Here is a 26,001-nt window from a genome sequence, read left to right as displayed (position 1 = left end):
CCGGTCAGGGCCGCCCCATAACGTCGCGCGATGGGGCGGACGGGATCTCCTGGAGCTGACGTGTACGCGGCTACGTTGGCGGCAATTCCCCCGAAGCCAAGGAGAGTTCCATGGAGAGATCCATGCTCCGCAGACGTGCGCTGGCCGCGTGCACCGCCACCGTGGCCGTCGGCGCGCTCGCGCTGGCCGGACTGACCGGCTCCGCGTCCGCCGACCCCTCCCCCCACCTGTCGCCCGCCGGTGCCGACCGGCTCTCGCCCGGTCTGCTGACGGCGATGCAGCGCGATCTCGGACTTGACGCCGACCAGGCGACGGAACGGATCGGCAACGAGACCCGTGCCGCCGCCGTGGCCGCCGGACTGCGGCGCTCGCTCGGCCCCGGATTCGCCGGAGCCCGCGTGAGCGGTGCGGCGGCGGAGCTGACCGTCGCCACGACCCATGCCTCGGACACCGGCCGGATCGCGGAGGCGGGCGCCCGGCCCGTCGTCGTCGACCACAGCCTGGCCGCACTCACCTCCGCCAAGGCCGCCCTCGACCGGGTGGCGCTGCACAAGGCGCCGCAGAACGTGCCCGTCTGGTACGTCGACGTCGCCACCAACCGTGTCGTCGTCGAGGCCGGCCGGGGCGCCGCCGACTCCTTCCTGGCTGCGGCGGGCGTGGCCCGCAACCTGGTGACGCTCACGCAGCCCAGCGGTCAGCCCCGGACATTCGCGGATCTGCGGGGCGGCGACGCGTACTACATGAACGGTTCCGGACGCTGCTCCATCGGCTTTCCCGTCAAGCGCGGCACCCAGGGCGGCTTCGTCAGTGCCGGGCACTGCGGAACCCCGGGGGTCAGCACCAGCGGCTACAACCAGCAGGCCCAGGGCTCCTTCCAGGGCTCCACCTTCCCCGGCCGCGACTACTCCTGGGTCGCCGTGAACACCAACTGGACCCCCCGCCCGCTGGTGAACGGCTACGGCAACGGCGATGTGACGGTCACCGGATCCACCGAGGCGCTGGAGGGTTCGTCGGTCTGCCGCTCCGGCTCGACGACCGGCTGGCACTGCGGCACGGTCCAGCAGCGCAACAGCAGTGTCACCTACCCGCAGGGCACCGTCTCCGGGGTGACCCGGACCAACGTGTGCGCCGAACCGGGCGATTCCGGCGGCTCGTTCGTCTCCGGCAGCCAGGCCCAGGGCGTCACCTCGGGCGGGACCGGCAACTGCTCCCAGGGCGGCACGACGTACTTCCAGCCGGTGAACCCGGCGCTGCAGGCGTACGGGCTGACCCTGGTCACCAGCGGCACCCCGACCGATCCGCCGACCGACCCGACGGACCCGCCGACCGATCCGGGCGGCAGCTGGGCGGCCGGGACGGCATACACCGCCGGTGACGTCGTGACGTACGGCTCCGGCAGCTACCGCTGCCTCCAGGGACACCAGGCGCAGCCCGGCTGGACGCCCCCGAACGTCCCCGCCCTCTGGCAGGCCTTGTAGAGCGTTCGCACGTGCCCGCCACCCCCCACCCAGAGGAAGCAGCCATGACTCCCGATCCGACTTCCGGCGGCTCTGCCGGTGACCGGCCCATCAGCCGTAAGAACCTCCTCAAGGCGGCGCTCGCCGCCACCACCGTCCCGCTGCTCGCCGGGGGCGGGGTCGCGCTGGCTCGCGACACCGGTTCCGCCGGAGTGCTGCCGCTCGCCCCGACCCCGGACTGCGACGACGGCGACGACCCCACGCACGACCAGATGGAGGGCCCCTACTTCAAGCCCAACTCACCTCTCCGCACCAGCCTGGTGACCGCCAACACGCCCGGAGTCCGGCTGACGGTCAGCGGTTACGTCTTCGGCCGCGCGTGCCGGCCGATCCCCGGAGTGCTCCTCGACTTCTGGCAGGCCGACACCAACGGCACGTACGACATGAGCGGATACGCCTTCCGCGGGCACCAGTTCACCAATCAGTCCGGCGCCTTCACGCTCACGACGGTCGTCGCGGGGCTGTATCCCGGGCGCACCCGGCACATCCATGTGAAAGCCCAGGCACCCGGCTCGGGCATCCTCACCACGCAGCTGTACTTCCCGGGTGAACCGCGCAACAACACCGACACCCTGTACGACCCGGCGCTCCTGATGAATGTGCGGTCCGTGGGTTCCGCGAAGGAGGGGACCTTCGACTTCGTCCTCGACGTCGCACAGGACCCGACGGACCCGACCGATCCGCCGACCGACCCGACGGACCCGCCGACCGGTCCGGGCGGCAGCTGGGCCGCCGGGGTGCTCTACAACGCGGGCGACCGCGTCACGTACGGCGGGGTCGCCTACCGCTGTCTGCAGGCTCACACCGCCCTGACCGGCTGGGAGCCGCCCAACGTCCCCGCGTTGTGGGCACGCGGGTAGACGGGCAGAACGGCGGGGGCACGCACCACCGCCGCGCGCGTGCCCCGGGCTCTCTCCCCGGGGCACGCGCCGCGCTCGGCCCGGACCGGATCCTCCCCATCCCGGGCGCCGGTCACTTCGCGTCCGAGTAGCGTTCCACCACCGCCGTGGTGAACGGGAAGCGCACCGGTGTATCCCCGAAGGCGGTCCGCCCGGCCAGTTCGCCCGCTGCCCGGATCGCCTCCACGACGGTTTCGGCCTCCTCCTCGGGGCAGTGCACGATCACCTCGTCGTGCTGGAAGAAGACCAGTTCGGCCCGGAGCCCGGCCGCTGCGAGGGACTGCCGCAGCGCGGCCAGGAGCAGCAGCGCCCAGTCGGCCGCGCTGCCCTGCACCACGAAGTTACGGGTGAAGCGGCCGCGGGCACGGGCGTTGGACGAGGCGTACCCCGGGGTGAACCCTCGGTCCGCCTCGGAGCCGTCCGCCGGCGGGGCGTCGCTCTCCTGCGGGATTCCGGCCTCCCCCTCGTCCTCGCCGCCGGCTGCCGGCGGGCTGGTCCGGCCCAGCCAGGTCCGTACGAGACGGCCCTCCTCGCCGGCCTTCGCGGCGTCGTCCACATAGGCGACCGCGTCCGGGAACCTCCGGCGCAGGGCGGCCAGATTCTTCAGGCCGTCCCCCGACGTCTGGCCGTAGACCGCGCCGAGCAGGGCGATCTTGGCGTGGTCGCGGTCGCCGTGGAAGGCGCGGTCGGACAGCGCGGTGTACAGGTCGCCGTCATGGCCCGCCACCTCCATCAGGCCCCGGTCGCGCGAGATCGCGGCCAGCACCCGCGGCTCCATCTGGTCGGCGTCCGCGACGACGAGGCGCCAGCCCTCGTCGGCGACCACCGCCCGACGGATCACCTTGGGGATCTGCAGCGCCCCGCCGCCGTTGGTCGTCCAGCGGCCGCTGACCGTGCCGCCCGGCTGGTACTCGGGGCGGAACCGGCCGTCGCGCACCCAGTCCTGGAGCCAGCTCCAGCCGTGGGCCGTCCAGATCCGGTACAGCTTCTTGTACTGGACGAGCGGCCGCACCGCCGGATGGTCCAGCTCCTCCAGCTCCCAGCGCCGGGTCGAGCGCACCTTGATCCCGGCCTGTGCGAAGGCCTTCACCACATCGGCGGGGAGGTCGGGGCGGACCCTGCGGCCGAACGCGGCGGAGACCTCGTCCGCCAGCTCGGCCAGCTTGCGGGGCTCGCCGCCGCCCGCGTACCGCTCGCCCAGCAGTTCGTGCAGCAGCTCGCGGTGGACGTCCGCTCGCCAGGGCAGGCCGGCGCGGTTCATCTCGGCGGCGACCAGCATGCCGGCGGACTCGGCGGCCGTCAGCAGGCTCATCCGGCCCGGCCGGTCCGTGGCGTCATGGCGGGCGAGCTGGTCGGCGTAGACCTGGAGCAGGGCGTCGAACGGCAGATCCGTCCCCGACTGCGGCTCGAACAGGGAGGACTGGGAGCCCCGCACCGCGGAGCGCGGTGGCGGGTCGGGGGGCACCGGGCCGTGCAGCAGACGGGCGTGGGCGGCCGCGGCGGAGCGGGGTTCGCCGAGCCGGCCCTGATGGCCCAGCAGGAGGGACTCGGCGACCTCGATGTCGTAACAGCGCGCGACCGGGACGCCGGCGGCCAGCAGCCGGGGGTAGACCTCGGCCGTCGACCGCCACACCCAGCGGGTGACTCCGGGCCGGGAACGGACGGACTCGGCGAGATCCGGTTCGCTCACGACCGGAGCGGTGGGGTGGCCCGTGCGGTCCAGCGGGACGAGGCGCGCGCCACCGCTCTCCGTCACGGCCACAGCCCAGCGTTCGGTCATGGATTCGAGTCTGGCACCCGCCACTGACAGCGAGGCGCAGCGCGCGGGAGGGGACCGGCTGGAAGGATGGATCCGGGCCCGGGCGGGCGCATTCCAGGACACGCCCCGGTCCGGATTCCGTTGCGACGAGGAGGCAGGCGACACGATGGAAGCGATCGTTTTCGAGGAGTTCGGCGGACCCGAGGTGCTGCACCCGGCCCGGGTCGAGGACCCTCATCCCGGCCCCGGGCAGGTGCGGGTGCGGGTCCGGGCCGCCGCGGTCAATCCGATGGACTACAAGATCCGGCGCGGCTGGATGGAGGACGTGTTCCCGACCTCTCTCCCGGCGATTCCCGGCGTCGAGTTCGCGGGGGTGGTCGACGCGATCGGCGAGGGGGTCGCCGATGTCACGGTGGGCGACGAGGTGCTGGGCTGGAGTGCCACCGGTTCCTACGCCGAGTACGCCCTGGCCGAGGCCGCGCTCGTCGCCCCCAAGCCGGAGGGGCTGAGCTGGCCTGACGCGGCCGCGCTGACCATCGCGTCGAACACCGCCCAGCGCGTCCTGGACGAACTGGCCGTGGAGGCGGGGGAGACCCTGCTGCTGCACGGGGCGGCCGGCGCCGTCGGATCGGCCGCGGTCCAGCTGGCGGCGGCCCGCGGCGCGACGGTGATCGGCACGGCGTCCCCGGGCAACCACGACTACCTGCGGGTGCTCGGTGCGACGCCGGTGGCGTACGGGGACGGGCTGGTCGGCCGGGTGCGCGAAGTCGCTCCCCAGGGTGTGGACGCGGTCTTCGACGCGTCGGGTCGCGGCGCGCTGCCGGACTCCATCGAACTGCGCGGCGGCACCACCGACCGCATCGTCACCATCGCCGACCCGGAGGCGGGGAAGTACGGCGTGGCGTTCTCCGGCGGTGGCTCCCGGTCAGGGGAACGGCTGGCCGGGCACGCCCGGCTCGCGGCCGTCGGCGAGTTGCGGATTCCCGTCGCCGAGACGTTCCCGCTCACGGAAGCGGCGAAGGCGCAGGCGCTGAGCGAGGCGGGGCACGTACGGGGGAAGGTCGTCCTGCTGCCGTGAGGCGTGGGCAGGCGGGCGGCGCACGTTCTCCACAGGGTGTGGATGAATTCCGCCGGCCCCGCCCCGCCTACCCTGACCTCATGGAACCGGTGATCGACCAGGCATTCGCGGCGGCCCTGTACGCGGACGGCGACTCGGGCCTCGACACCGGCGCGTCCCTCCTCGCCGCCGACCCGGCGTCCGACGCGGAGCTGGTGCGCCGGGGCGAGGAGTTCGTCCGGCGCGCCTGGGACCGTGGCTGGCTGCCCGCCGACCTCGTACGCGTCGTCCGGCGCGAACTGGACGAGCACGCGGCCGGTCTGGCCGCCGGGCTGATCCGCTCGGAGGTCCGGCGCTACGAGGTGCTGCCGCCCCGCTGGCAGGCCCAGCTGGACGAACTGCCCGCCGCGCCGCCTGCGGGGCGGCCGGACCGGTTCTCGTACGCCTCCGCACTCCTCGGGCTCTACCGGCTGCTGCTCCGGCTGCCGGTGATCGAGCCCGTCGGACCGCCGCCCGGCGCTCTGCGGGACACCCTGCACCTGCCGCCGGCGCACGGCGAACCCCGCATGCTGACCCGGATCCGCGCGCTGCTGGCCAAGGCCGAGGCGACCGGCTTCCCGGAGGAGGCGGAGGCGCTCACCACCAAGGCGCAGGAGCTGATGGCCCGGCACAGCATCGACGAGGCCGTGCTGGCGGCCCGTACGCACAGCGGCAGTGTGCCCGGCGCCTGCCGGATCGGGGTGGACGCCCCGTACGAGACGGCCAAGGCGATCCTGCTCGACGCCGTCGCCTCGGCGAACCGCTGCCGGGCCATGTGGAACAGCGACCTCGGCTTCTCGACGGTGGTCGGCTTCGAGTCCGACCTGGAGGCAGTGGAGCTGCTGTACACCTCGCTGCTGGTCCAGGGCACCGCGGCGATGACCCGGGCCGAGGCGGGCCAGCGGGCCGGCGGCCGCAAACGGACCAAGACCTTCCGGCAGTCCTTCCTGATGGCCTACGCCCAGCGGCTGGGCCGCCGCCTGGCCGACGGCACGGCCCGCGCCACCGCCGAGGCCGACGCCGAAGGTGCCGCCATGGGTGAGCCGTCCGCCGGGTCCGGTCTGCTGCCGGTGCTGGCAGCCCGGGACGTCGCGGTCACCGACACGGCCGAGAAGATGTTCCCCGAGACGACGACCACCCGGGTCCGCGGCGCCACGGACCTGGACGGCTGGACCCACGGGACGGCTGCGGCGGACCGGGCCAGGATGGGCGGGGCCGGGCCGGAGCTCTCCGACTGAGGTGCGGGCCTGCCGACCGACGCCCCCCCCAGGCCCACCAGCAATCCGCGACGCCCCACCAGCAATCCGCGACGCCCCACCCGCAAGCCGGAGAGCCGAACCCGACAACACGGGCATACCGCCGATTCCGGCTAGGCTCTGCGCATGAGCTGGCTCCGGGCGCTGAGGGAGACCGCGCGCTCGGGGCTGACGATCGAGAGGGCGCGCCTCGAACCGCTGATCGCGCTGCGCGGCGCGGCGGGTCTGGCACTCGTGCTCGGGGTGACGCTCGCCCTCTTCGGGCCCGTCGTCGCCGCCAGTTCCGCCTTCGGCGCCTTCCAGGCGGCGATCGCCACGTTCCAGCGCAGCTGGCGCCCCCGCCCGGTGCTCGCCCTGGTCTCCGGCTTCAGCCTCGGCGCGTCGACGTTCCTCGGCTACGTCACCGGCTCCCGCCTCGTCCTCTTCCTGGCCCTGCTGGTCCTCTGGACGTTCCTCGCCGGGCTGGCCTGGGCGGCCGGTCCGACGGCCGGCATCATCGCCGCGTCCAACGTGGCGATCATGGTGGTGACGGTCACCCTGCCCACCTCCGTCGCAGAGGCGGCCCTGCACGCCCTGATGATCACGGTCGGCGGGGTCGCCCAGGCGGTGCTGATCGTCGTCTTCCCGATCCGCCGATGGGGCGCCCAGCGCGACGCCCTGGCCGACGCGCTGGCCGCCGAGGCCGACTACGCCCGCAGGCTGCGCCACGACCCGGTCGCGCACTTCGACCCGGCTCCCCTGATGGAGGCCCGCAAGGCCGCCGCCGTCACCGCCCGCCAGGCCCGCCGCCGCCCCGCCGAACTGCACGGTTCGCGCGGTGCCGCCGAGCGGCTCCGGCCGGTCCTCGCCTCACTCGCGGACCCGGCGATGGGCGTCCCGGCCGAGGGCCCCGAACGCGACCGCGTCCGCGAGCTCCTCGCCGCCGCCGCCTCCCTGCTCGACGCGGCCGCGCGGGCGATCCGCCACGGCGACCCGGTGCGCCTTCCCGCGCCCGCCGTCGCCGCGCTGAAGACCCCCGACACCGGCGCGCTGCTCACCGGCCCCCCGCTCCGCGCCGCCGACCGGCTGACCGCACTCCTCTCCGACGTGATCGAGGCCGCCGAGGGCGACGGCACGAAGGAGGAGCGGGCCGGGGCCGCCGAGGCCGCTGACGCCATCGAGGCCGGGCGGGGCGGCCGGGCCCCCGTCGCGCACCACTCCCGGCCCACCCTGCCGCGGCTGGTGCCGATCGTGATCGGGGCGATGCGCCGCGAGCTGCACCGCGGCTCCCCGATCCTGCGGCACGCGATCCGGGTCTCCGTCGTCGCCGCGGCCGGCTATCTGCTCGGCCTGGCCCTGCCGTACGGCCACGGCTACTGGGTGCCTATGGCGGCCGTCATGGTGATGCGGCCCGAGTTCTCCCGGACGTACGAACGGTCCGTGGCGCGTTTCGGCGGCACCGTCGTCGGGGTCTTCACCGCCAGCGCGATCGTCCAGGCCGCCCACCCCCGGGCGTGGATGTCCGCCGCGCTCGCAGTGATCTGCGCCCTGCTGATGTACCTGCTGATGCGTACCGGCTACGCCGTCGCCCAGGCCTGCGTCGCCGCCTATGTGGTCTTCCTGCTGGGCATGGCCGGCGACGACCTCTCGCAGACCGTCCTCGAACGGGTCCTGCTGACCCTGTTCGGCGGTGTCCTGGCCATGATCTCGTACGCCGTCTACCCCGCCTGGGAGACCCCGCGGCTGCGCGGCCGGCTCGGCGACTGGCTGAAGGAGGACGGCCGTTACGCCGCCTCCGTCATCGACCAGTACGCGGATCCGGCCTACCGCGGTCACGACGACGTCCGCCGGGCCCTGCTCGCCACCCGGAACGCCCGCGTCGCCTGGCAGGAGGCGGTGGCCACGGCCCAGCACGAACCGGTGCGCCACCGCGGCCTCTCACGCGCCGCAGCCGATGCCACCCAGCACGCGCTCGCCCAGCTCGGCCGGGTCGCCATGCTGATGGAGGCGCACCTCCCGGAGGGCGGCGCCACCCCCGTCCCCGCGGCCGCCCCGCTCGCCGAGGCGCTGCGCCGGGCCACCGAGCGAGGGGCGAAGGCGGTGCGGGAGCGGCGCGTACCGGACTGGACGGCGGTGCGGGAGGCGCTGGAGCGGTGGGACGAGGAGGAGCGGACGCGGGAGGGCGGGCCGGACCCCGTCGTACGGAACGGGGCCGGCCTCCTGCTCGAAGCCCTGGAGGAGTTCTCCCAGGGCCTGGACAGCGGCTCGCGCTCCCGGTCCCACGCGTCCGACGCCGACTGAGCGCCCGTCAGGCGCGGGGCCCGGGCGGGCCGTCAGGGGGTCGGCAGGTCGGGCAGCCCCTCGAGGGAATCGGCGTCCGTCTTGGCGAGCGTGTCCTTGGCGCCGCCGTCCCAGGAGACGACGACGGTCTTGCCGTCGTTGGACTCGATGGCTCCCATGGTCCGGTCGGTGTTGCCGTCGGCGCATGTCAGCGCGAGCATCGGCTTGCCCATGTCCTTGACCGTGCCCGAGCAGACATGGGAGTCCGCGACGACCACGGCCTTCCCGGATGCGACGGACAGCACCACGGCCTTGCCGTCGGTCTGACCGGCCCAGGCGCCCTCCAGCGCCTTGGTGCCGCCACCGGCGTCGTCGCCCGCCCCGGGGCCGGTGCCGGCACTGGAGCTTCCGGCGGGCGCCGGGGTGGCGGAGGCGCCGGAGCCCTTGTCCGCCTCCTCCTTGCCGCTGTCGCTGCTGCACCCGGCGAGGGTGATCGCGGCCAGAAGTCCGGTGGCGATGACGGTGCCGGTACGTACGAGTTTGTACATGCTGAATTCCCCCTGGAAGACGAATGACCGTCCAAGCTACCAGTGAGTCGCAACCGGGGCGGAACCGCCAACTGCCGGAATCGGGAGCCGAACAGGCTTCTCGTTCGTCTTTCTTGCGAGGAGTGCTGTAACCGAGGGAACACCCCGCGTGCACGTGCATCTGCGCATGCATCCGCTCATGCACGGGAAATTGAACACAGCTATGATCCGAGACAGTTGACACTTGCACTTTGCAACTCGGGGAGCGTCCTGTGCACCACGTGTACAACGGCATGGCGGCCACAGAGCTTCGCGGAGTCGTCTGGCAGAAGAGCAGGCACAGCAACTCCCAGGGCTCCTGCGTGGAGTTCGCCAAGCTGCCCGACGGCGATGTGGCGATGCGCAATTCTCGCCACCCCGACGGGCCGGCGCTGGTCTATACGCCCGCGGAGATAGAGGCGCTGCTGCTCGGCGTGAAGGACGGCGAGTTCGACCACCTCATAGCGGACGCCTGAGCGCCGCCACGCCGGCGGGTTGTTCCCCGGCGGTGCGGCGCGTCACGCCGGGTCGGACAGCCGGAAGAGCGCCCAGACGACCTTTCCCCGTGATGCCGGTCCGCCGGCCGTGCTCTCCGTCGTCAGTACGGGTGAGGGGTGCCACCCCCAGCAGTCGCTGAAGGAGTCCACCAGAAAGAGCCCGCGTCCCGACTCGGCCGAGTCCTCCGCCTCGGACGCGACGGGGCTCGCCTGACTGGGGTCGCGCACCGCGCACACCAGTCGCGAGGTCCAGCGCATCAGGTGCAGCCGGACCGGCGGGTCCTGGGGCTCGCGCGCGGCGCCGGCGGGCAGGGCGTGCCGCAGGGCGTTGGTGACCAGTTCGGACACGACGAGCGCGACATCGTCGAAGCGCTCGCTCAGGTCCCAGCCGTTCAGGGTCGCCCGGGTGAACTGCCGTGCGCCGCCGACGGCTTCGTAGCGGGCGGGGAGCGCGCAGGTGGCCGATCCGGAGACGGCGGAGGGATCGATGGGGGGAAGACCCTGCCGTAACGGCTCGAGCATCGTCGATCCATTCGTCCCCATGCGAGGCACTCCCAGGAATCGCGGCTGTACCGGTACTGGACGTACGCGGGTACAGCGGCACATCACGAACGAGCACGCAGGTGCGCGACGCCCATGGTTCCGAATGCGCAGAGCAGATGCAAGGGCAGATGCACGTGCACGCGCCTGACCTGTCCGATCCCGTGCCGGTTCTTGCTCATTTCTTCCCGTGCGGAGTTTCGGGACCACCCCAAAGTCTTCCCATTTCCGTAATCGAATGAGTACGGGCTGAAGCGTTTTGATGGCAGAATCCGGCTCTTGGGGTTCGGGGGGCTCCGATGCCGAGGAAGCGATGGGGAGGGCCGGGCCAGTGGCGGCAGGCGAGTCGAGTGGATCCGTGGTGCGGCGCATCCTGCTGGGCTCACAGCTCAGGCGGCTGCGGGACTCGCGCGGCATCACGCGTGAGGCGGCCGGCTACTCCATCCGGGCTTCCGAATCGAAGATCAGCCGCATGGAGTTGGGACGGGTGAGCTTCAAGGCCAGGGACGTCGAAGACCTGCTCACGCTCTACGGAGTCACGGACGAGGCGGAACGCGATTCCCTGCTCGGCCTGGCCCGTGAGGCCAACGTGGCGGGCTGGTGGCACAGTTACGGGGACGTGCTGCCCGGCTGGTTCCAGACGTACATCGGCCTGGAAGGCGCGGCCTCGCTCATCCGGATTTACGAAGTCCAGTTCGTGCACGGGCTGTTGCAGACCGAGGACTATGCGCACGCGGTCGTCTCGCGGGGCATGCGGGGCGCCCCCGCCGCCGAGGTCGACCGCCGGGTCGCCCTGCGGCTGGCCCGGCAGAAGGCTCTCGTCTCAGAACGGGCCCCCCGCTTCCACGCCGTACTGGACGAGGCGGCGCTGCGCCGCCCGTATGGCGGACGAGAGGTCATGCGCGCCCAATTGCGGCATCTGATCGATATGTCGGAGCAGCCGAACGTCACACTCCAGGTGATGCCGTTCAGTTTCGGGGGGCACGCGGGCGAGAGCGGCGCCTTTACGATGCTGCGATTCCCGGAATCCGATCTGTCGGACATTGTCTATTTGGAGCAACTGACAAGTGCGCTCTATGTGGACAAGGCCGAAGAAGTCGCCCAGTACGAAAAGGCGATGGTCCGGCTCCACGCGGAGAGCCCGGGGCCGGAGGAGAGTCGCGATCTGCTCCGCGGACTTCTCCAACTCTCTTGATATTTCAGTACGATGACGTACCGACAGGAGTCTGCACCTGCAGTAAGGGATCGCATGTCCTTCTTCCATGAGCTGGCTGCCCAGTACATCGACGGTGAATGGCGCACCGGCACCGGCTCGTGGGACATCATCGATTTCAACCCCTACAACGGGGAAAAGCTCGCCGCCATCACCGTCGCCACGGCGCACGAGGTGGACCGCGCCTACCGCGCCGCCGAGCGCGCCCAGCGGGACTGGGCCCGCACGAGTGCGTACGAGCGCCGGGATGTTCTGGACCGCGCCCTGCGGGTCACCGAGAAGCTGGCCGAGGACATCGTCGACGCGATCATCGACGAACTGGGCGGCACCCGCGCGAAGGCGCTGTACGAACTGAGTGCCGCGCAGGCCTTCCTGCGCGAGGCGGCCCACCAGGCGCTGCATGCCGAGGGCCGGCTCCTGCCCTCCGCGGCGGACGGCAAGGAGAACCGCCTCTACCGGCTTCCGGTCGGCGTCGTCGGCGTCATCAGCCCCTTCAACTTCCCCTTCCTGGTGACGATGAAGTCCGTCGCGCCGGCCCTGGCGCTCGGCAACGCGGTCGTCGTCAAGCCCAACCAGAACGCTCCGGTGACCGGCGGCGGGATGATCGCCCGGATCTTCGAGGAGGCCGGGCTGCCGGCCGGGCTGCTCAACGTCGTCGTCACCGACATAGCCGAGATAGGCGACGCGTTCATCGAGCACCCCGTCCCCAAGGCGATCTCCTTCGCCGGATCGGACCGGGTGGGCCGCCATGTCGCCGCGACGGCGGGCGCACTGTTCAAGCGCACCGTTCTCGAACTCAGCGGGAACAGCGCCCTGGTGGTGCTCGACGACGCGGACATCGACTACGCCGTCGACTCCGCCGTCTTCAGCCGCTTCGTCTACCAGGGCCAGGTCTGCATGGCCGCCAACCGGATCCTGGTGGACCGCGCCGTCGCCCCCGAGTTCACCGAGAAGTTCGTCGCCCGGGTGGCCGCGCTCCGCACCGGCGACCCACGCGATCCCGAGACGCAGATCGGCCCGGTCATCAGCACCTTCCACGCCGACGCGCTGACCGCCCTGGTCGACCAGGCGCTCGCGGAGGGCGCTTCGGCGCCGGTCCGCGGCCGCACCCGAGGCAATCTCGTCGAGCCCACCGTGCTCACCGGGCTCCCGGCCGGCTCCCCGCTGCTCACCCAGGAGATCTTCGGCCCGGTGGCGCTGCTCATCGAGTTCGACGGCGAGGAGGAGGCCGTACGGATCGCCGACGACAGCCCCTACGGACTCAGCGGCGCCGTGCACACCGCCGACGCCGAACGCGGGGTGCGCTTCGCCCGGCGGATCGACAGCGGCATGTTCCACGTCAACGACGCCACCGTCCAGGACGATCCGCTGGTCGCCTTCGGCGGCGAGAAGAACTCGGGGACGGGCCGGCTGAACGGCGAGGCGGCGGTGGAGGCCTTCACCACCCAGAAGTGGATCTCCATCCAGCACGGCCGGAGCACGTTCCCCCTGTGAATCCCCGCACCGCTACTCTCGTCAAAGTTGAGTAGAGAGGTGGGCGGGATGTCGGCGATCCGGTTGCTGGTCCTGTGCGCCGTGCGGCAGCACGGCCGGGCCCACGGCTATCAGATCCGCAACGACCTGGAGTACTGGGGCGCGCACGAGTGGTCGAACGCCAAGCCGGGGTCGATCTACCACGCACTGAAGCAGATGGCGAAGCAGGGCGTCCTGCTCGCCCATGACGTCGCCCCGAGCACGGTGGGCGGCCCGCCCCGCACCGAGTACGAGATCACCGAACGGGGCAACGAGGAGTACTTCACGCTGCTGCGCGCGGCGCTGACCTCGTACGACCAGAAACTGGACGTGCTGTCCGCCGGGCTCGGCGGGATCGTCGACCTGGAGCGGGCCGAAGCGGTGGCCCTGCTCAAGGAGCGGGTGGCCGGCCTCGCCCGGTGGCGGACCTCGGTCACCGAGTACTACACGCCCGAGGCGGGGCCCGAGTCGATCGGACACATCGGCGAGATCATGAACATGTGGGTGCACTCGGCTGACTCCGGCGCGCAGTGGACGCGGGGGCTGATCGAGCGCATCGAGGGCGGGGCGTACACCTTCGCGGGTGAGGGCGACCCGTTCGTCGGCGTGCTGGCCGAGGGCGAGGAGAATCCGTACGGGGCCGGCTCCGCCGACGACGCACGCTGACCGGCTCCAGGACCTCGGCCGCCCGCCCTCAGTGGTGGAACGACGTCGCGGGCCCGTGGTCCCGGCTCAGCGGATGGTCCTGGCTGCGCAGCTCCGGCAGAAGCAGCCGCAGGTCCTGGAGCAGCATGTCCGCCAGGTCGGAGGAGAAGCCGTTGCGGCACACGATCCGCAGCACGGAGAGGTCCTCCCGGTTGGCCGGGAAGGTGTACGCCGGCACCAGCCAGCCGCGCTCGCGCAGCCGGCGGGACACGTCGAAGACGTCGTACGCCGTCACCTCCGGCTTGGTCGTCACCGCGAAGACGGGCAGCTGGTCGCCCCGGGTGAGCAGCCGGAAGTCGCCGAGTGCCTCGATCTTCTCCGCCAGCCCCGTCGCCACGTCCCGGGCCGCCTGCTGCACGGCCCGGTAGCCCTCCCGGCCGAGCCGCAGGAAGGTGTAGTACTGCGCGACGACCTGTGCGCCCGGCCGGGAGAAGTTCAACGCGAAGGTGGGCATGTCGCCGCCCAGGTAGTTGACCCGGAAGACGAGCTCCTCGGGCAGTTCGGCGGGCGAGCGCCACAGGGCCCAGCCGACGCCCGGGTAGACCAGGCCGTACTTGTGCCCGGAGGTGTTGATCGAGGAGACCCGGGGGAGGCGGAAGTCCCAGACCAGGTCCTCGTCCAGGAACGGTGCGACCATCGCGCCCGATGCGCCGTCGACGTGGACGGGGATGTCGAGTCCGGTGCGCTCCTGGAGGGCGTCGAGGGCGGCGCAGAGTTCGGCGATGGGTTCGTAGCTGCCGTCGAAGGTGGAGCCGAGGATGCCGATGACGCCGATGGTGTTCTCGTCGCAGAGGTCTGCGGCGGCCTGCGGGTCGAGATGGAAGCGGTCGCCCTCCATCGGGACGAGGCGCGGCTCTACCTCCCAGAACGTACAGAACTTGTCCCAGCAGACCTGCACGTTGATCCCCATGACCAGGTTGGGCCGGGCGGTCGAGGGGTAGCGGTCGGCGTTCTTGGCGGCCCAGCGGCGCTTGAGCGCCATGGCCGCCAGCATGCAGGCCTCGCTGGAGCCGGTCGTCGAACAGCCGACGGCCGTCGAGGGGTCGGGGGCGTGCCAGAGGTCGGCGAGCATCGCCACGCAGCGCCGTTCCAGTTCGGCGGTGCGCGGGTACTCGTCCTTGTCGATCATGTTCTTGTCGCGGCACTCGGCCATCAGTACACCGGCCTGGGGTTCCATCCAGGTGGTGACGAAGGTGGCGAGGTTGAGCCGCGAGTTGCCGTCGAGCATCAGCTCGTCATGGACGAGGCCGTAGGCGGTGTCGGGCGGCAGCGGCCGGTCCGGCAGTTTGTGGCGCGGCGGTGCGGACTCCATGCCGGCGGTCGGGTCGGCCTCCCCGAAGAACGGATTGAGCGCGAGCCGGCGCCGGGCGTCGGACGGTTCGGTGGTGTGGGTGGCGCCCTTGTGGAGCGGCATCGCGGGCCTGCCCTTCGCAACTCTCACCGGTGGGACCGGATGAGTCCGATGGTTCGGGACTAGTTCAGGACGGAAACTGACAATACGGACAGTCGGGCGGTTCGGCGCGCCGGACTCGGCGTCGGCCGGGTGTCGTGTTCGCATCCGCCCTGCGTGCCGCCCGTCTCAGCGCAGCGGCGTGCCGTCGGCGTGCAGCTGCATCTGCGGCCGCCCGGTCACCAGCAGCCAGGCCGGCAGCGTGGCGACGCACAGCAGGGGGAGCAGCGCCATGTCGGAGGCCAGCACCGCCGCCGTGAACAGGCTCAGCCACCCCTGCCGGGTGACGGCGAGCAGGATGCCGAGCACCCCGCACGTCACGGCGAGGGCCACCGGCACCCCGTCGGCCAGGGCGTGGGCGCACAGACCGAGCGCGGCGCCGCAGAACACGGCGGGGAAGATCCGGCCGCCCCGGAAGCCGCAGGCCGCCGCGATCAGCAGGGCGGCGGTCTTCACCACCGCCATCGTCGCGAACTCGCCCGCCGTCCAGCCGTCCGGGTCGGCGGCCAGCTCCTTCACCTCCGCCAGTCCCTTGAAGAGCGTGAGGTGCCCGCCGAGGGCCCCGAGCAGGCCGAGCAGCAGCCCGCCCACGGTCATGGCGAGGACCGGGTGCCGCAGCGCGCGGAAGGCCCGGTGAGCGTAGGGGAAGGCGTACACCGCGGCCAGCCCGAGCACCGCGCCGGCGGAGGCGATCACGACCGCGGAGAGCAGGTCGCCCCAGTGCGCCCCGGGGTAGGCGGGCAGTGACAGGTCGAAGCTCGGGTGGGCCGTCAGCGTCATGGTGAGCGCCCCCGCGGCGCCGGCCGCGAGCGGCCCGAAGAGGCGGTCCCAGAGCGCGCCGGGACCCGGGCGGGAGGCGAACGTCTCGGAGAGGATCAGGGCCGCGGCGACCGGAGTGCCGAAGAGCGCGCCGACGGTCCCCGCGGCGGCGAGCGCGAGCCACAGCGCCGCCGGGGTGCCCGGGGCGAACCGGCGGCCCGCCCAGCACGCCAGCGCGATGTTGGCGGCGGTGATCGGGTTCTCCGGCCCCAGGCTGACGCCGCCCGCCAGGGAGAGGACCGTCACGACCAGCAGCCCCGGCAGCACACCCGGCGGCAGGGGCGGGTCGACCAGCCCCGTGGTCGCGGGGTCGGGTCCGGCCCGGCCGGGCACGGTCCGGATGGCCAGTCCGGTCACCAGGCCGATCGCGGTGAGCATCACGATCATCCACAGTGAGGAGTAGGGGCCGATCGACAACACGTCGGGCAGCGTCTTCCACAGGACGTCCTGCAGCTGCTCCGCGAGCAGGCTGACCCCGAGCAGGACGAGGGCCGCGACCACGCCGACGGCGACCGCGGGCAGGATGAGCAGGAGCAGCCGCCGCGCGGGAGCCGGTTCGGGGGTGACGGCGGAATCGGCGGGGGAATCGGTGGCCATCGGCTCACCATAGCGACGCAAAAGACCTAGAACAGCCCAAATGGTGCGGCGGTTGCGGTCTTTCGCACTTGCACCTCACGTCACGTCAGGACCGAGGCTCGGACACGTACCGACCACACGGAAGGAGCGGGGAGCCATGGAGCACTCCGTGGGACAGGTCGCCGGATACGCCGGGGTCACGGTGCGCACCCTGCACCACTACGACGGCATCGGACTGCTTTCACCCGGCGGGCGCAGCCACGCGGGCCATCGGCGTTACAACGACGCCGACCTCGACCGGCTGCAGCAGATCCTGTTCTACCGGGAGCTCGGCTTCCCGCTCGACGAGATCGAGGCACTGCTCGACGACCCGGACGCGGACCCGCAGGAGCACCTGCGGCGCCAGCACGCACTGCTGTCGCACCGGATCGCCGAGCTGCAGCGGATGGCCACGGCCGTCGAGACAGCCATGGAGGCACGGAAGATGGGCATCAACCTCACGCCCGAGGAGAAGTTCGAGGTCTTCGGCGACAAGGACCCGGGGCGTTACGCGGAAGAGGCCGAGCGCCGCTGGGGCGGCACCGACACCTACGCCGAGTCGCAGCGCCGGGCCGCCCGCTACACCAAGGAGGACTGGCAGCGGATGCGGGCCGAGGTCGCCTCCTGGGGCGAGCGGTACAACGCGCTCATGGAGGACGGCGAGCCGGCCACCGGCGAGCGGGCCATGGATCTCGCCGAGGAGCACCGGCGCCACATCACGACCTGGTTCTACGAGTGCACGACGGAGATCCACCGGGGGCTCGGCGATATGTACGTCGCCGATCCGCAGTTCAAGGCGTTCTACGAGTCGATGCGTCCGGGGCTGGCCGGGCACCTGCGCGACGCGATCGTCGCCAACGCGCGGCGCGTGGAGCAGACCGGCGCGTAGTGAGGGGGGCGGGGTGCTCATCCGGCGCCCCGCCCCCGCCCTCGCCCCCGTCAGCCGTTCAGTTCCTGCTGATCACCGCGGCCGTCCCGTACGCGCAGACCTCCGTACCCACGTCCGCGGCCTCGCTGACATCGAAGCGCATCATCAGCACCGCGTTGGCGCCCCGGGCCCTCGCCTGCTCCACCAGCCGCTCCATGGCCTGGTTGCGGGTTTCGACGAGCGTCTTCGTCAGCCCCTTCAGCTCTCCGCCGATCATGGACTTCAGCCCGGCGCCGATCTGGCTGCCGAGGTGGCGGGACCTGACCGTCAGGCCGAACACCTCGCCGATCACCTGCGTCACCTGGTGGCCGGGTACGTCATTGGTGGTGACGATCAGCACGTCGGACTGTGCCGTCTGACCGCCGCCGTATTCCTCAATGCCCATGGTGTGGCACCTCCCGGCATCGAGTTTTGCCCCGGTTCACCCCGTGTGCATCTTCACGGGGGCCAGTGGAACCGGGCGGGGGTCCGGGGCGTTGATAGCTTGGGGCGGCCACGCAGCCGCCATCGACCACATCCTGGAGCCCGGACCCTTGAATACGCTTGCGCTCGGACCCAGCTGGCTGGACCCGGACCACCTCATCGGGCAGTTCGGGCTGATCGGTGTGCTGGTCATCGTCTTCGCCGAGTCCGGGCTGCTGATCGGGTTCTTCCTGCCCGGCGACTCGCTCCTGTTCACCACGGGCCTGCTGGTGACGACGGACAAGCTGCACACCCCGCTGTGGCTCGTCTGCGTCCTCGTGGCGCTGGCGGCGATCATCGGCGACCAGGTGGGCTATCTGTTCGGCCGCAAGGTCGGCCCCTCGCTCTTCAACCGTCCCGACTCCCGGCTCTTCAAGCAGGAGAACGTCGAGAAGGCCCACGAGTTCTTCGAGAAGTACGGTCCGAAGTCGCTGGTCCTGGCCCGCTTCGTGCCCATCGTGCGGACGTTCACGCCGATCATCGCCGGTGTCAGCCGGATGAACTACCGCTCGTTCCTCACGTTCAACATCATCGGCGGAGTCCTGTGGGGCGTCGGCGTGACGCTCCTCGGGGCGGGGCTGGGCAAGATCGAGTTCGTACACAAGAACATCGAGGCGATGCTCGTCCTGATCGTGCTGATCTCGGTCGTGCCGATCGGCATCGAGTTCCTGCGCGCCCGCAGCAAGTCGAAGAAGGAAGCCGCGTCCGGCGCGGACGAGAGCCAGGACCCGGCCGACGGCGGCAGCACGGCCGCGAGCCGCCGCGGCGGCCGCCACGCCAAGCGCTGACGCCGTCGGCGGGTCCCTCCGTCAGAAGCCGCGCGTCCGCTTGGCCGCGCGGCGGTTCGCCCCGCCGACCGCCCCCGGCACCCGCATGAACAGCCGGGAGATCTCGCTCCCCAGATTCACCCCGATCGCGATGGCCAGCGCCGTCGCCACCGCCGTCGACAGCGAGGCGAGCCCCCGGTCCAGCTCGTTCTGGGCGACGCCCAGCAGACCGAAGTACGTGGCCGAGCCGGGCAGCAGCGGACCGATCGCGGCCGTGATGAACGGCAGCGACGAGGTGTAGCGGTAGCGCGAGAACAGCTGCCCGAACAGTCCGACGAGACCGGCCGCCGCGGCGGTGGCCGCCACCGGCGACAGGCCGCCCGTCCGCGCCATCGCCGCGTAGATGACCCAGGCCACACCCCCGTTGAGGGTGACCGCCAGGACCGTCGCCCGCTCCTGCTGGAGCAGGATCGCGAAGGCCAGGGTCAGCAGCATCGACGCCAGGATCTGCACCACCGGGCGGTCATGGGTGATGAACCGGGCCTCCGGGTCCAGCTCGGCGCCCAGCTGAAGCCCTCCGTACAGGGCCAGCAGCACCCCGGTGACGATGGCGATGAAGAAGTACATGACCTCCAGCAGCCGCGCCGCCGCGGTGATGTAGTAGCCGGTCAGGCCGTCCTGCACGCCGGCGACCAGCGCCCGCCCCGGCAGCAGCGCGAACAGTCCACCCGTGATCACCGCCGACGGCCGCACGTCCGACCAGTGGGTGAGGGTCAGTGCCACGCCCATCGCGGCCGGCGGCATCGCCGCCACGACGAACTGGTAGAACTCCGGCAGTCCGCGTCCGGCACACAGCCAGGCCAGCCGGTCGCCGAGCATCGCGCCGAGCGCGGCGATCAGGAACACCAGGGGCCCGCCGCCGACCAGGACCGATGCCGCGCCCGCCAGCCCGCCGGCGGCCAGGGTGAGCACCCAGCCGGGATACGGATGCCGGTTCCGGCGGATCTCCGCGAGGCGCCGGTAGGCCTCCTCCAGCGAGATCTCGCCCTCCACCGTGGTGATGTCGTCGATGAGCTGGAAGACCGCGGCCAGCCGGGTGTAGTCGGTGCCCCGGCGGCGTACGGTACGGCTCGCCGTCACCGGGTCCTCGACCAGCGACGGCTGGTGCGAGATCGACAGCAGCGTGAAGGTGACGGTCGGCTCGCAGCGGTCGAGCCCGTAGCTGCGGGTCACCGCGAACATCGCCGCCTCGACGTCCTCGGCCCCCTCACCTCCGGCGAGCAGCAGCTCCCCGATACGCAGGGTCAGGTCCAGCACGCGCGGCACCGCGGGGCCCGACTCGTCGTGCCGCTGGACCGGTTCCGGCGCCGGGCGGTCGGTGACCGGCATCCGCAGCATCGTGCGCATCCGGTCCTGCCAGGGGGCCTCCTTGGTCAGCCGGACCATCGGGATGCCGTGCGCGGGCGTGAAGGCGGGCGGGGAGTTCCGGGCGTCGTAGGTGCGCGGCGGGGCGAAGGCGGACCCGATCGTCTCCGAACCGGAACCGGAACCGGAACCCGTTCCCGGGCCGGCCCCCGGTCCCTGCGGCTCGGGCGTCACACCGGACGGCAGAGCGAACTCGGACGTCGGATGGTCGTCGTCCGACGGCGGTGCGGACTTCCCGACCCCGGCCGGCTGCGAGAAGGCGCTGCGCGCCTCGTCCGACTGGGGCTTCTGGTCATCGGGACCGCCCGGTTCCGCCACCACTCGACCTCAATCCTCATCGGCTGCGCGTCCTAGGCTGCGCTCCTGCCCAGTATGGCCGCGCCCATGGGCGGTCATGCGAACGGGCGGCACACCCGCGAAGGTGTACCGCCCGATCGCTGTTTCAGAACCGCAAGCGGAACGTCAGTGCGCGCCGCCCTGCGCCTCGAGGCGCTTGTACGAGTTCTCGATCTCGGCCTCGGCCTCGGCGCGGCCGACCCAGTCCGCGCCCTCGACCGACTTGCCCGGCTCCAGGTCCTTGTAGACCTCGAAGAAGTGCTGGATCTCCAGGCGGTCGAACTCCGACACGTGGTGGATGTCGCGCAGGTGCTCCACCCGGGGGTCGGAGGCCGGCACGCACAGCAGCTTGTCGTCGCCGCCGGCCTCGTCCGTCATCCGGAACATGCCGATCGCGCGGCACTTGATGAGGCAGCCGGGGAAGGTCGGCTCCTCCAGGATGACCAGCGCGTCCAGCGGGTCGCCGTCCTCGCCGAGGGTGTTCTCGACGAAGCCGTAGTCGGCCGGGTAACTGGTCGAGGTGAAGAGTCGACGGTCCAGGCGGATCCGACCGGTCTCGTGGTCCACCTCGTACTTGTTCCGCGAACCCTTCGGGATCTCGATAACGACGTCGAACTCCACGGGTGGCTCCTCCATGATCAACACATACGACTGATGGTTAAGTGTCCCCCACGGAGTTGTGTGCTCGCGAAAGGGGCTGGTCAACGGTGGCCGAGCCGGAGGAAAGACCGTCGATCAATCCGTCCGCCACGCTGAACAGGACGGCTCTCGCGGACCGCCTGGGCGTGCGCAACGGACTGAGTGACCGGCAGTTCACGGCCGTCTCCGCCGTCCTGGGCCTGGCGCTCGCAGCCGGCGTCGCCTTCGCCGCCGGTCCCTGGGACTCGGGTCAGCGTAAGGCCGAGCAGGACTGGGCGGCTGCCCGGACCCGTACAGGTGGCGCACATCACGAGCCCGCCGCCCCCGCGAAGCCGGCCCCTGCGCCCAGCGCCCCGGCCGTTCTCGCGGTGCTGGGCACCGGCGCCGAGACGTCGGCGCCGGACGCCGCGGTCGCCCCGGAAGGAGCAGCGGCCGGACTGCGCGCCGTCCTGGACCCGCTCCTGAAGGACCCCGCGCTCGGCACCCGGCGCGGTGCCGTCGTCATCGACACGGCCACCGGCAAGCGGCTGTACGGGGTGGGGGCCGACGCCCCCATGACGCCCGCGTCCACCGTCAAGATCGCCACCACCGTCGCCGCCCTGTCCGCACTCGGACCCGCCTACCGCATCCCCACGACCGTCCGGGCCTCCGCCGATCTGCGCACCGTGACCCTGGTCGGCGGCGGCGACCCCACCCTCGACCGGGCGGCCCTGCGCTCCCTGGCCGCCGGCACGGCCCGCGCCCTCAAGGACGACGGGATCCGCTCGGTACGGCTGCGGTACGACGCCTCCGGCTATTCGGGACCCGCACTCCACCCGATCGGCCCCAACGAGAACATCGCGCCCGTGAGCGCCCTGATGGTCGACGAGGGCCGGCTCGACGACTCCTCCAGCGGCCCCGCTCCGCGCAGCGGCGACCCGGCCCGCGACGCCGCCGACACATTCGGCGAGCTGCTCGACGAGGCCGGGATCACCACCGGGGACGGCGCCGCCCCCGGCCGGGCAGCCGCGAAGTCCCGGCCCGTCGCCCAGCACCTCTCCGCCCCGCTCTCCGCCCTCGTCGAGCGGGCCCTGACCAACAGCGACAACGACATCGCCGAGGCGCTCGCCCGCCGGACCGCGATCGCCGCGGGCGAACCGGCGGACTTCCGCGGCGGCCGACGGGCCGTCACCGCGCAACTCAAGAAGCTGGGCCTGCCGCTGACGGGCGTGAACATCGCCGACGGCAGCGGGCTCAACCGCCAGGACAAGGTCACCGCCGCCCTGCTCGCCGGACTCCTGGCACGCGCGGCCGACCAGGAGCACCCCGAGCTGCGTCCCGTCCTCACGGGCCTTCCGGTGGCCGGCTTCAGCGGCACGCTCAGCGGCCGGTACACCACGAAATCCGGCGGCACCGGGCTGATCCGCGCCAAGACCGGCACCCTCACGGGCGTCAACAGCCTCTCCGGCACGGTCGTCGACCCGCACGGCCGGCTGCTCGCGTTCGCCTTCCTCGCCTCGGGCACCACCGCCCCGTCCGAGGCCCAGTCGGCCCTCGACGCACTCGCGACGGCACTGGCCGTCGGGAGGCGCTGAGCGGCTCAACACCTCACCCTCCTAAGGCGGAGCACGTACGGTTGACGCATGACGCGCATCGGTGGTGCCGGGATGGTCGACTGGAATCTCGCGGTCGCGACCGCGACCCGGCTTGTGCGGCCGGGTCCCGAGATCAGCCGCGAGGAGGCCCGCGAGGTCGTCGCGGAGCTGCGCAGGCATGCCAAGGCGGCGGAGGAGCACGTCCGTTCCTTCACCCGGATGATCCCGGAAGGGACCGAACCGGAGGACACCCCGGTCCTGGTCGTCGACCGGGCGGGCTGGATCAAGGCGAACGTCGCCGGATTCAGGGAACTGCTCCGCCCCCTGCTGGAGAAGATGGAGGAGCGGCGCGGCGGCGGCGCGGGCGGCGCCGTGCTCGGCGCCGTCGGCTCCAAGGTGACCGGCGTCGAGGTGGGGATGCTGCTGTCGTTCCTGGCCTCGCGGGTCCTCGGCCAGTACGAGACGTTCGCCCCCGCCACCCGCGAGCTCCCGGCCTCGGCCGACGGCGGCGGCAGGCTCCTGCTGGTCGCCCCGAACATCGTTCACGTCGAGCGGGAGCTGGAGGTGGATCCGCACGACTTCCGCCTCTGGGTCGCCCTCCACGAGGAGACGCACCGCACGCAGTTCACCGCGGTGCCCTGGCTCCGCGACCATCTGCAGGGCGAGATCCAGTCATTCCTCGACGAGACCGACGTCGACCCGATGACGGTGCTGGAACGGCTCCGCGAGGCCGCCCAGTCGCTGGCCGGCGGCCGGCCCGAGGGCGAGGAGGGCGAGGACGGCGGCCGCAGCCTCGTCGAGATCGTCCAGACACCGGCCCAGCGCGAGATCCTCGGCAGGCTCACCGCCGTGATGTCCCTCCTGGAGGGCCACGCCGACTACGTGATGGACGGCGTCGGCCCCGAGGTGGTGTCCTCCGTCGCCGAGATCCGTGAGAAGTTCCAGCAGCGCAGGGCCCGCGGCGCGAGCCGTCTCGACCAGGCGCTGCGCAAGCTCCTGGGACTCGACGCCAAGCTGCGCCAGTACCGCGACGGCGAGAGGTTCGTACGCGCCGTGGTCGACGAGGTCGGAATGGACGGCTTCAACCGGGTCTGGACCTCGCCCAACACCCTCCCGACCAAGGCGGAGATCGCCGCGCCGCAGGACTGGATCGCGAGGGTGCACCGTAAGGCAGAGTCGTGATCATGGCCCGCGCACAGGCCGGGGACCCGAGGGCAACGCGCCGGTAATCACCCATCCGAGGGACCGTAGGGGCATGGGAAGGCGTGCAATGCTCGATGAACGGCTTTGCTCTGTCACCATCGACGCACTCTGAGTGACGGCAGTTCCACTCCGTCCGGCACTCGGAGGCACGCACGCACCTCTCCAGAACTTCACGAAGGGCACCGGACATGGGTCCCCATCCTGCGGTCGCGGCGATACGCCTGGCGGTCCGCCGCGTACTCCACGACGTCATCACCGAATTCGCCGAACAGACCGAACGCACCGGGCACGCCGGACGCGCCCCGCACCCCGAGCTCGCCGAAGCCGGGACGGGCAGGCGACGCCCCGCACTTCCCGAACGCACCGATACCCCGCTGGTCCTGGTGGCATGCTCCGGCGGTGCCGACTCCATGGCGCTCGCCTCCGCCCTCGCCTTCGAGGCCCGGAAGCTCCCCGTCCGGGCCGGCGGCATCACCGTCGACCACGGCCTCCAGAACGGCTCCGACACCCGCGCCACCGAGGTCGTCGGCCGCCTCACCGCCATGGACCTCGACCCGGTCGAGGCCGTCGCGGTGCACGTCGGGCACGAAGGCGGCCCCGAGGCCGCCGCCCGCGACGCCCGCTACGCCGCGCTGGACGCCGCGGCCGAACGCCACGGCGCCGCCGCAGTCCTGCTCGGCCACACCCGCGACGACCAGGCGGAGACCGTGCTGCTCGGCCTCGCCCGCGGCTCCGGCATCCGCTCCCTCTCCGGCATGGCCGCCGCGTCCGGCCCGGCCGGCCGCTACCGTCGCCCCTTCCTCCAGCTCGACCGGCAGACCGCCCGCACCGCCTGTCTGGCCCAGTCCCTGACCGTCTGGGACGACCCGCACAACATCGACCCCGCCTACACCCGCTCCCGGCTGCGCCACGAGGGCCTGCCCGCCCTGGAGAAGGCGCTGGGCAAAGGAGTCGTCGAGGCGCTGGCCCGTACGGCACAGCTCTCCCGCGACGACGCCGACGCCCTCGACACCTGGGCCGCCGAGGCCGGCCGTGACGTACGCGACGCAGCGGGCCGGCTCGAGTGCGCCAAGCTGCACGCCCTGCCGCCCGCGGTCCGCCGCCGCGTCCTGCGCCGGGCGGCCATAGAGGCCGGTTCCCCGGCCGGTTCCCTCTTCGCCCGGCACATCGAGGAAGTCGACCGCCTGATCACCGGCTGGCGCGGCCAGCAGGCCATCAACCTCCCCGGCCGCGTCGAAGCCCTGCGCCAGGGTGGCAGACTGGTGATTCGGCAGAGCTGACGCACAAGCGGCTGACATGCAGGCGAGCGGCCGCGCAGGCCCGGGGCACCATCCCGGACCCGGCAGGCAAAGAAAGAGACGCGGGTGAACGAGAAGGACATGGGCACCGACCTTCAGTCGGTGCTCCTCACCAAGGAAGAGATCGACGCGAAGCTCGTCGAGCTGGCCGCGAAGATCGACGCGGAGTACGCGGGCAGGGATCTGCTCCTCGTCGGAGTCCTCAAGGGCGCGGTGATGGTCATGGCGGACCTGGCGCGCGCGCTGTCCACCCCCGTCACCATGGACTGGATGGCCGTCTCGTCGTACGGCGCGGGCACCCAGTCCTCCGGTGTCGTCCGGATCCTCAAGGACCTGGACACCGACATCAAGGGCAAGCACGTCCTGATCGTCGAGGACATCATCGACTCGGGCCTGACGCTGTCCTGGCTGATGTCGAACCTGGGCTCGCGCGAGCCCGCATCGCTGGAGATCTGCACCCTGCTGCGCAAGCCGGACGCGGCGAAGGTCGCTCTCGACTGCAAGTGGGTCGGCTTCGACATCCCCAACGAGTTCGTCGTCGGCTACGGGCTGGACTACGCGGAGAAGTACCGCAACCTGCCGTTCGTCGGCACCCTCGCCCCGCACGTGTACGGCGGCTGACGGCGACGCCGGCCAACCCACCGCGGCTGCGGGGAACCCTTACCG

23 protein-coding genes are annotated in these 26,001 nt (G+C 72.0%); 15 read left to right on the top strand and 8 right to left on the bottom strand.

Annotated elements, in window-relative coordinates; genetic code table 11:
- Positions 1 to 110: 110 nt before the first annotated feature.
- Positions 111 to 1,478, top strand: coding sequence for an alpha-lytic protease prodomain-containing protein (locus ABTX18_RS11735; RefSeq protein ID WP_352122563.1), 1,368 nt, complete (start codon positions 111 to 113; stop codon positions 1,476 to 1,478).
- 44 nt (positions 1,479 to 1,522) lie between these two features.
- A complete protein-coding gene (locus tag ABTX18_RS11730) occupies positions 1,523 to 2,377 on the top strand; it encodes a dioxygenase family protein (protein WP_352122562.1) in 855 nt (284 codons plus the stop codon).
- 112 nt (positions 2,378 to 2,489) lie between these two features.
- On the opposite strand, the gene ABTX18_RS11725 is transcribed toward ABTX18_RS11730, so the two are convergent.
- Positions 2,490 to 4,196 (bottom strand): bifunctional 3'-5' exonuclease/DNA polymerase, encoded by a 1,707-nt coding sequence (locus tag ABTX18_RS11725; RefSeq protein WP_352122561.1) that lies wholly within the window; start codon positions 4,194 to 4,196, stop codon positions 2,490 to 2,492.
- 145 nt (positions 4,197 to 4,341) lie between these two features.
- Between ABTX18_RS11725 and ABTX18_RS11720 the strand changes: the two genes are divergently transcribed.
- From ABTX18_RS11720 to ABTX18_RS11710, 3 genes are all read left to right on the top strand, one after another.
- Complete coding sequence (locus ABTX18_RS11720; RefSeq protein WP_352123073.1) at positions 4,342 to 5,253, top strand: NADP-dependent oxidoreductase; 912 nt, start codon at positions 4,342 to 4,344, stop codon at positions 5,251 to 5,253.
- An 80-nt stretch (positions 5,254 to 5,333) separates the two neighbouring features.
- Positions 5,334 to 6,509, top strand: coding sequence for a DUF2786 domain-containing protein (locus ABTX18_RS11715; RefSeq protein WP_352122560.1), 1,176 nt, complete (start codon positions 5,334 to 5,336; stop codon positions 6,507 to 6,509).
- A 144-nt stretch (positions 6,510 to 6,653) separates the two neighbouring features.
- Positions 6,654 to 8,807 (top strand): FUSC family protein, encoded by a 2,154-nt coding sequence (locus ABTX18_RS11710; RefSeq protein WP_352122559.1) that lies wholly within the window; start codon positions 6,654 to 6,656, stop codon positions 8,805 to 8,807.
- Positions 8,808 to 8,839: 32 nt separating this feature from the next.
- Here ABTX18_RS11710 and ABTX18_RS11705 read toward each other — a convergent pair whose 3' ends face one another.
- Positions 8,840 to 9,334 (bottom strand): hypothetical protein, encoded by a 495-nt coding sequence (locus ABTX18_RS11705; protein WP_352122558.1) that lies wholly within the window; start codon positions 9,332 to 9,334, stop codon positions 8,840 to 8,842.
- Positions 9,335 to 9,585: 251 nt separating this feature from the next.
- Between ABTX18_RS11705 and ABTX18_RS11700 the strand changes: the two genes are divergently transcribed.
- Positions 9,586 to 9,828 carry a DUF397 domain-containing protein gene (locus tag ABTX18_RS11700; protein ID WP_352122557.1) on the top strand — a complete coding sequence of 81 codons (243 nt, stop codon included), beginning with the start codon at positions 9,586 to 9,588 and terminating at the stop codon, positions 9,826 to 9,828.
- Positions 9,829 to 9,870: 42 nt separating this feature from the next.
- Here the strand turns inward: ABTX18_RS11700 and ABTX18_RS11695 are convergent, their stop codons facing one another.
- Positions 9,871 to 10,371 (bottom strand): ATP-binding protein, encoded by a 501-nt coding sequence (locus ABTX18_RS11695; protein ID WP_352122556.1) that lies wholly within the window; start codon positions 10,369 to 10,371, stop codon positions 9,871 to 9,873.
- A gap of 331 nt (positions 10,372 to 10,702) precedes the next feature.
- Here ABTX18_RS11695 and ABTX18_RS11690 point away from each other — a divergent pair, with 331 nt between their 5' ends.
- The 3 genes from ABTX18_RS11690 to ABTX18_RS11680 are packed head-to-tail and all read left to right on the top strand — an operon-like array spanning position 10,703 to position 13,780.
- Positions 10,703 to 11,584 carry a Sco1979 family transcriptional regulator gene (locus ABTX18_RS11690; protein ID WP_352122555.1) on the top strand — a complete coding sequence of 294 codons (882 nt, stop codon included), beginning with the start codon at positions 10,703 to 10,705 and terminating at the stop codon, positions 11,582 to 11,584.
- 54 nt (positions 11,585 to 11,638) lie between these two features.
- A complete protein-coding gene (locus tag ABTX18_RS11685; protein WP_352122554.1) occupies positions 11,639 to 13,096 on the top strand; it encodes an aldehyde dehydrogenase family protein in 1,458 nt (485 codons plus the stop codon).
- Positions 13,097 to 13,144: 48 nt separating this feature from the next.
- A complete protein-coding gene (locus tag ABTX18_RS11680; RefSeq protein WP_352122553.1) occupies positions 13,145 to 13,780 on the top strand; it encodes a PadR family transcriptional regulator in 636 nt (211 codons plus the stop codon).
- Positions 13,781 to 13,808: 28 nt separating this feature from the next.
- Here the strand turns inward: ABTX18_RS11680 and gad are convergent, their stop codons facing one another.
- Positions 13,809 to 15,233: a glutamate decarboxylase gene (gene gad / locus ABTX18_RS11675; protein WP_352123072.1), complete on the bottom strand. Its 1,425-nt coding sequence runs from the start codon at positions 15,231 to 15,233 to the stop codon at positions 13,809 to 13,811.
- A 165-nt stretch (positions 15,234 to 15,398) separates the two neighbouring features.
- Positions 15,399 to 16,685 (bottom strand): ion channel protein, encoded by a 1,287-nt coding sequence (locus tag ABTX18_RS11670; RefSeq protein WP_352122552.1) that lies wholly within the window; start codon positions 16,683 to 16,685, stop codon positions 15,399 to 15,401.
- Between the two features lie 136 nt (positions 16,686 to 16,821).
- Between ABTX18_RS11670 and ABTX18_RS11665 the strand changes: the two genes are divergently transcribed.
- Positions 16,822 to 17,592 carry a MerR family transcriptional regulator gene (locus tag ABTX18_RS11665; protein WP_352122551.1) on the top strand — a complete coding sequence of 257 codons (771 nt, stop codon included), beginning with the start codon at positions 16,822 to 16,824 and terminating at the stop codon, positions 17,590 to 17,592.
- Positions 17,593 to 17,650: 58 nt separating this feature from the next.
- Here the strand turns inward: ABTX18_RS11665 and ABTX18_RS11660 are convergent, their stop codons facing one another.
- On the bottom strand, positions 17,651 to 18,016 hold the full coding sequence (locus tag ABTX18_RS11660; RefSeq protein WP_352122550.1) for a YbjQ family protein: 366 nt from the start codon (positions 18,014 to 18,016) through the stop codon (positions 17,651 to 17,653).
- A gap of 148 nt (positions 18,017 to 18,164) precedes the next feature.
- On the opposite strand from ABTX18_RS11660, the gene ABTX18_RS11655 reads away from it, so the two are divergent.
- Entirely contained in the window at positions 18,165 to 18,881 is a 717-nt protein-coding gene (locus ABTX18_RS11655; protein WP_352122549.1) for a DedA family protein, read from the top strand.
- Between the two features lie 21 nt (positions 18,882 to 18,902).
- Here ABTX18_RS11655 and ABTX18_RS11650 read toward each other — a convergent pair whose 3' ends face one another.
- Together ABTX18_RS11650 and ABTX18_RS11645 are read right to left on the bottom strand one after the other, a co-directional pair.
- Positions 18,903 to 20,606: a threonine/serine exporter family protein gene (locus ABTX18_RS11650; protein ID WP_352122548.1), complete on the bottom strand. Its 1,704-nt coding sequence runs from the start codon at positions 20,604 to 20,606 to the stop codon at positions 18,903 to 18,905.
- A 141-nt stretch (positions 20,607 to 20,747) separates the two neighbouring features.
- Positions 20,748 to 21,242 carry an inorganic diphosphatase gene (locus ABTX18_RS11645; protein ID WP_123460069.1) on the bottom strand — a complete coding sequence of 165 codons (495 nt, stop codon included), beginning with the start codon at positions 21,240 to 21,242 and terminating at the stop codon, positions 20,748 to 20,750.
- An 86-nt stretch (positions 21,243 to 21,328) separates the two neighbouring features.
- Here ABTX18_RS11645 and dacB point away from each other — a divergent pair, with 86 nt between their 5' ends.
- From dacB to hpt, 4 genes are all read left to right on the top strand, one after another.
- Positions 21,329 to 22,834, top strand: coding sequence for a D-alanyl-D-alanine carboxypeptidase/D-alanyl-D-alanine endopeptidase (gene dacB / locus ABTX18_RS11640; RefSeq protein ID WP_352122547.1), 1,506 nt, complete (start codon positions 21,329 to 21,331; stop codon positions 22,832 to 22,834).
- Positions 22,835 to 22,882: 48 nt separating this feature from the next.
- The gene (locus tag ABTX18_RS11635; RefSeq protein WP_352122546.1) at positions 22,883 to 24,016 is read left to right on the top strand and encodes an Rv3626c family coenzyme F420 biosynthesis-associated protein; all 1,134 of its coding nucleotides are present in this window, start codon (positions 22,883 to 22,885) and stop codon (positions 24,014 to 24,016) included.
- Positions 24,017 to 24,225: 209 nt separating this feature from the next.
- Positions 24,226 to 25,317 carry a tRNA lysidine(34) synthetase TilS gene (tilS, locus tag ABTX18_RS11630; protein WP_352122545.1) on the top strand — a complete coding sequence of 364 codons (1,092 nt, stop codon included), beginning with the start codon at positions 24,226 to 24,228 and terminating at the stop codon, positions 25,315 to 25,317.
- Positions 25,318 to 25,416: 99 nt separating this feature from the next.
- Complete coding sequence (hpt, locus tag ABTX18_RS11625) at positions 25,417 to 25,956, top strand: hypoxanthine phosphoribosyltransferase (RefSeq protein ID WP_123462079.1); 540 nt, start codon at positions 25,417 to 25,419, stop codon at positions 25,954 to 25,956.
- Positions 25,957 to 26,001: the final 45 nt, after the last annotated feature.

The sequence above is a fragment of the Streptomyces sp. NPDC096323 genome (genome assembly GCF_040302845.1).
GTDB lineage: Bacteria > Actinomycetota > Actinomycetes > Streptomycetales > Streptomycetaceae > Streptomyces.
Note: the sequence above shows the minus strand (reverse complement) of the source record. Positions and strands in the feature narration are given on the sequence as shown.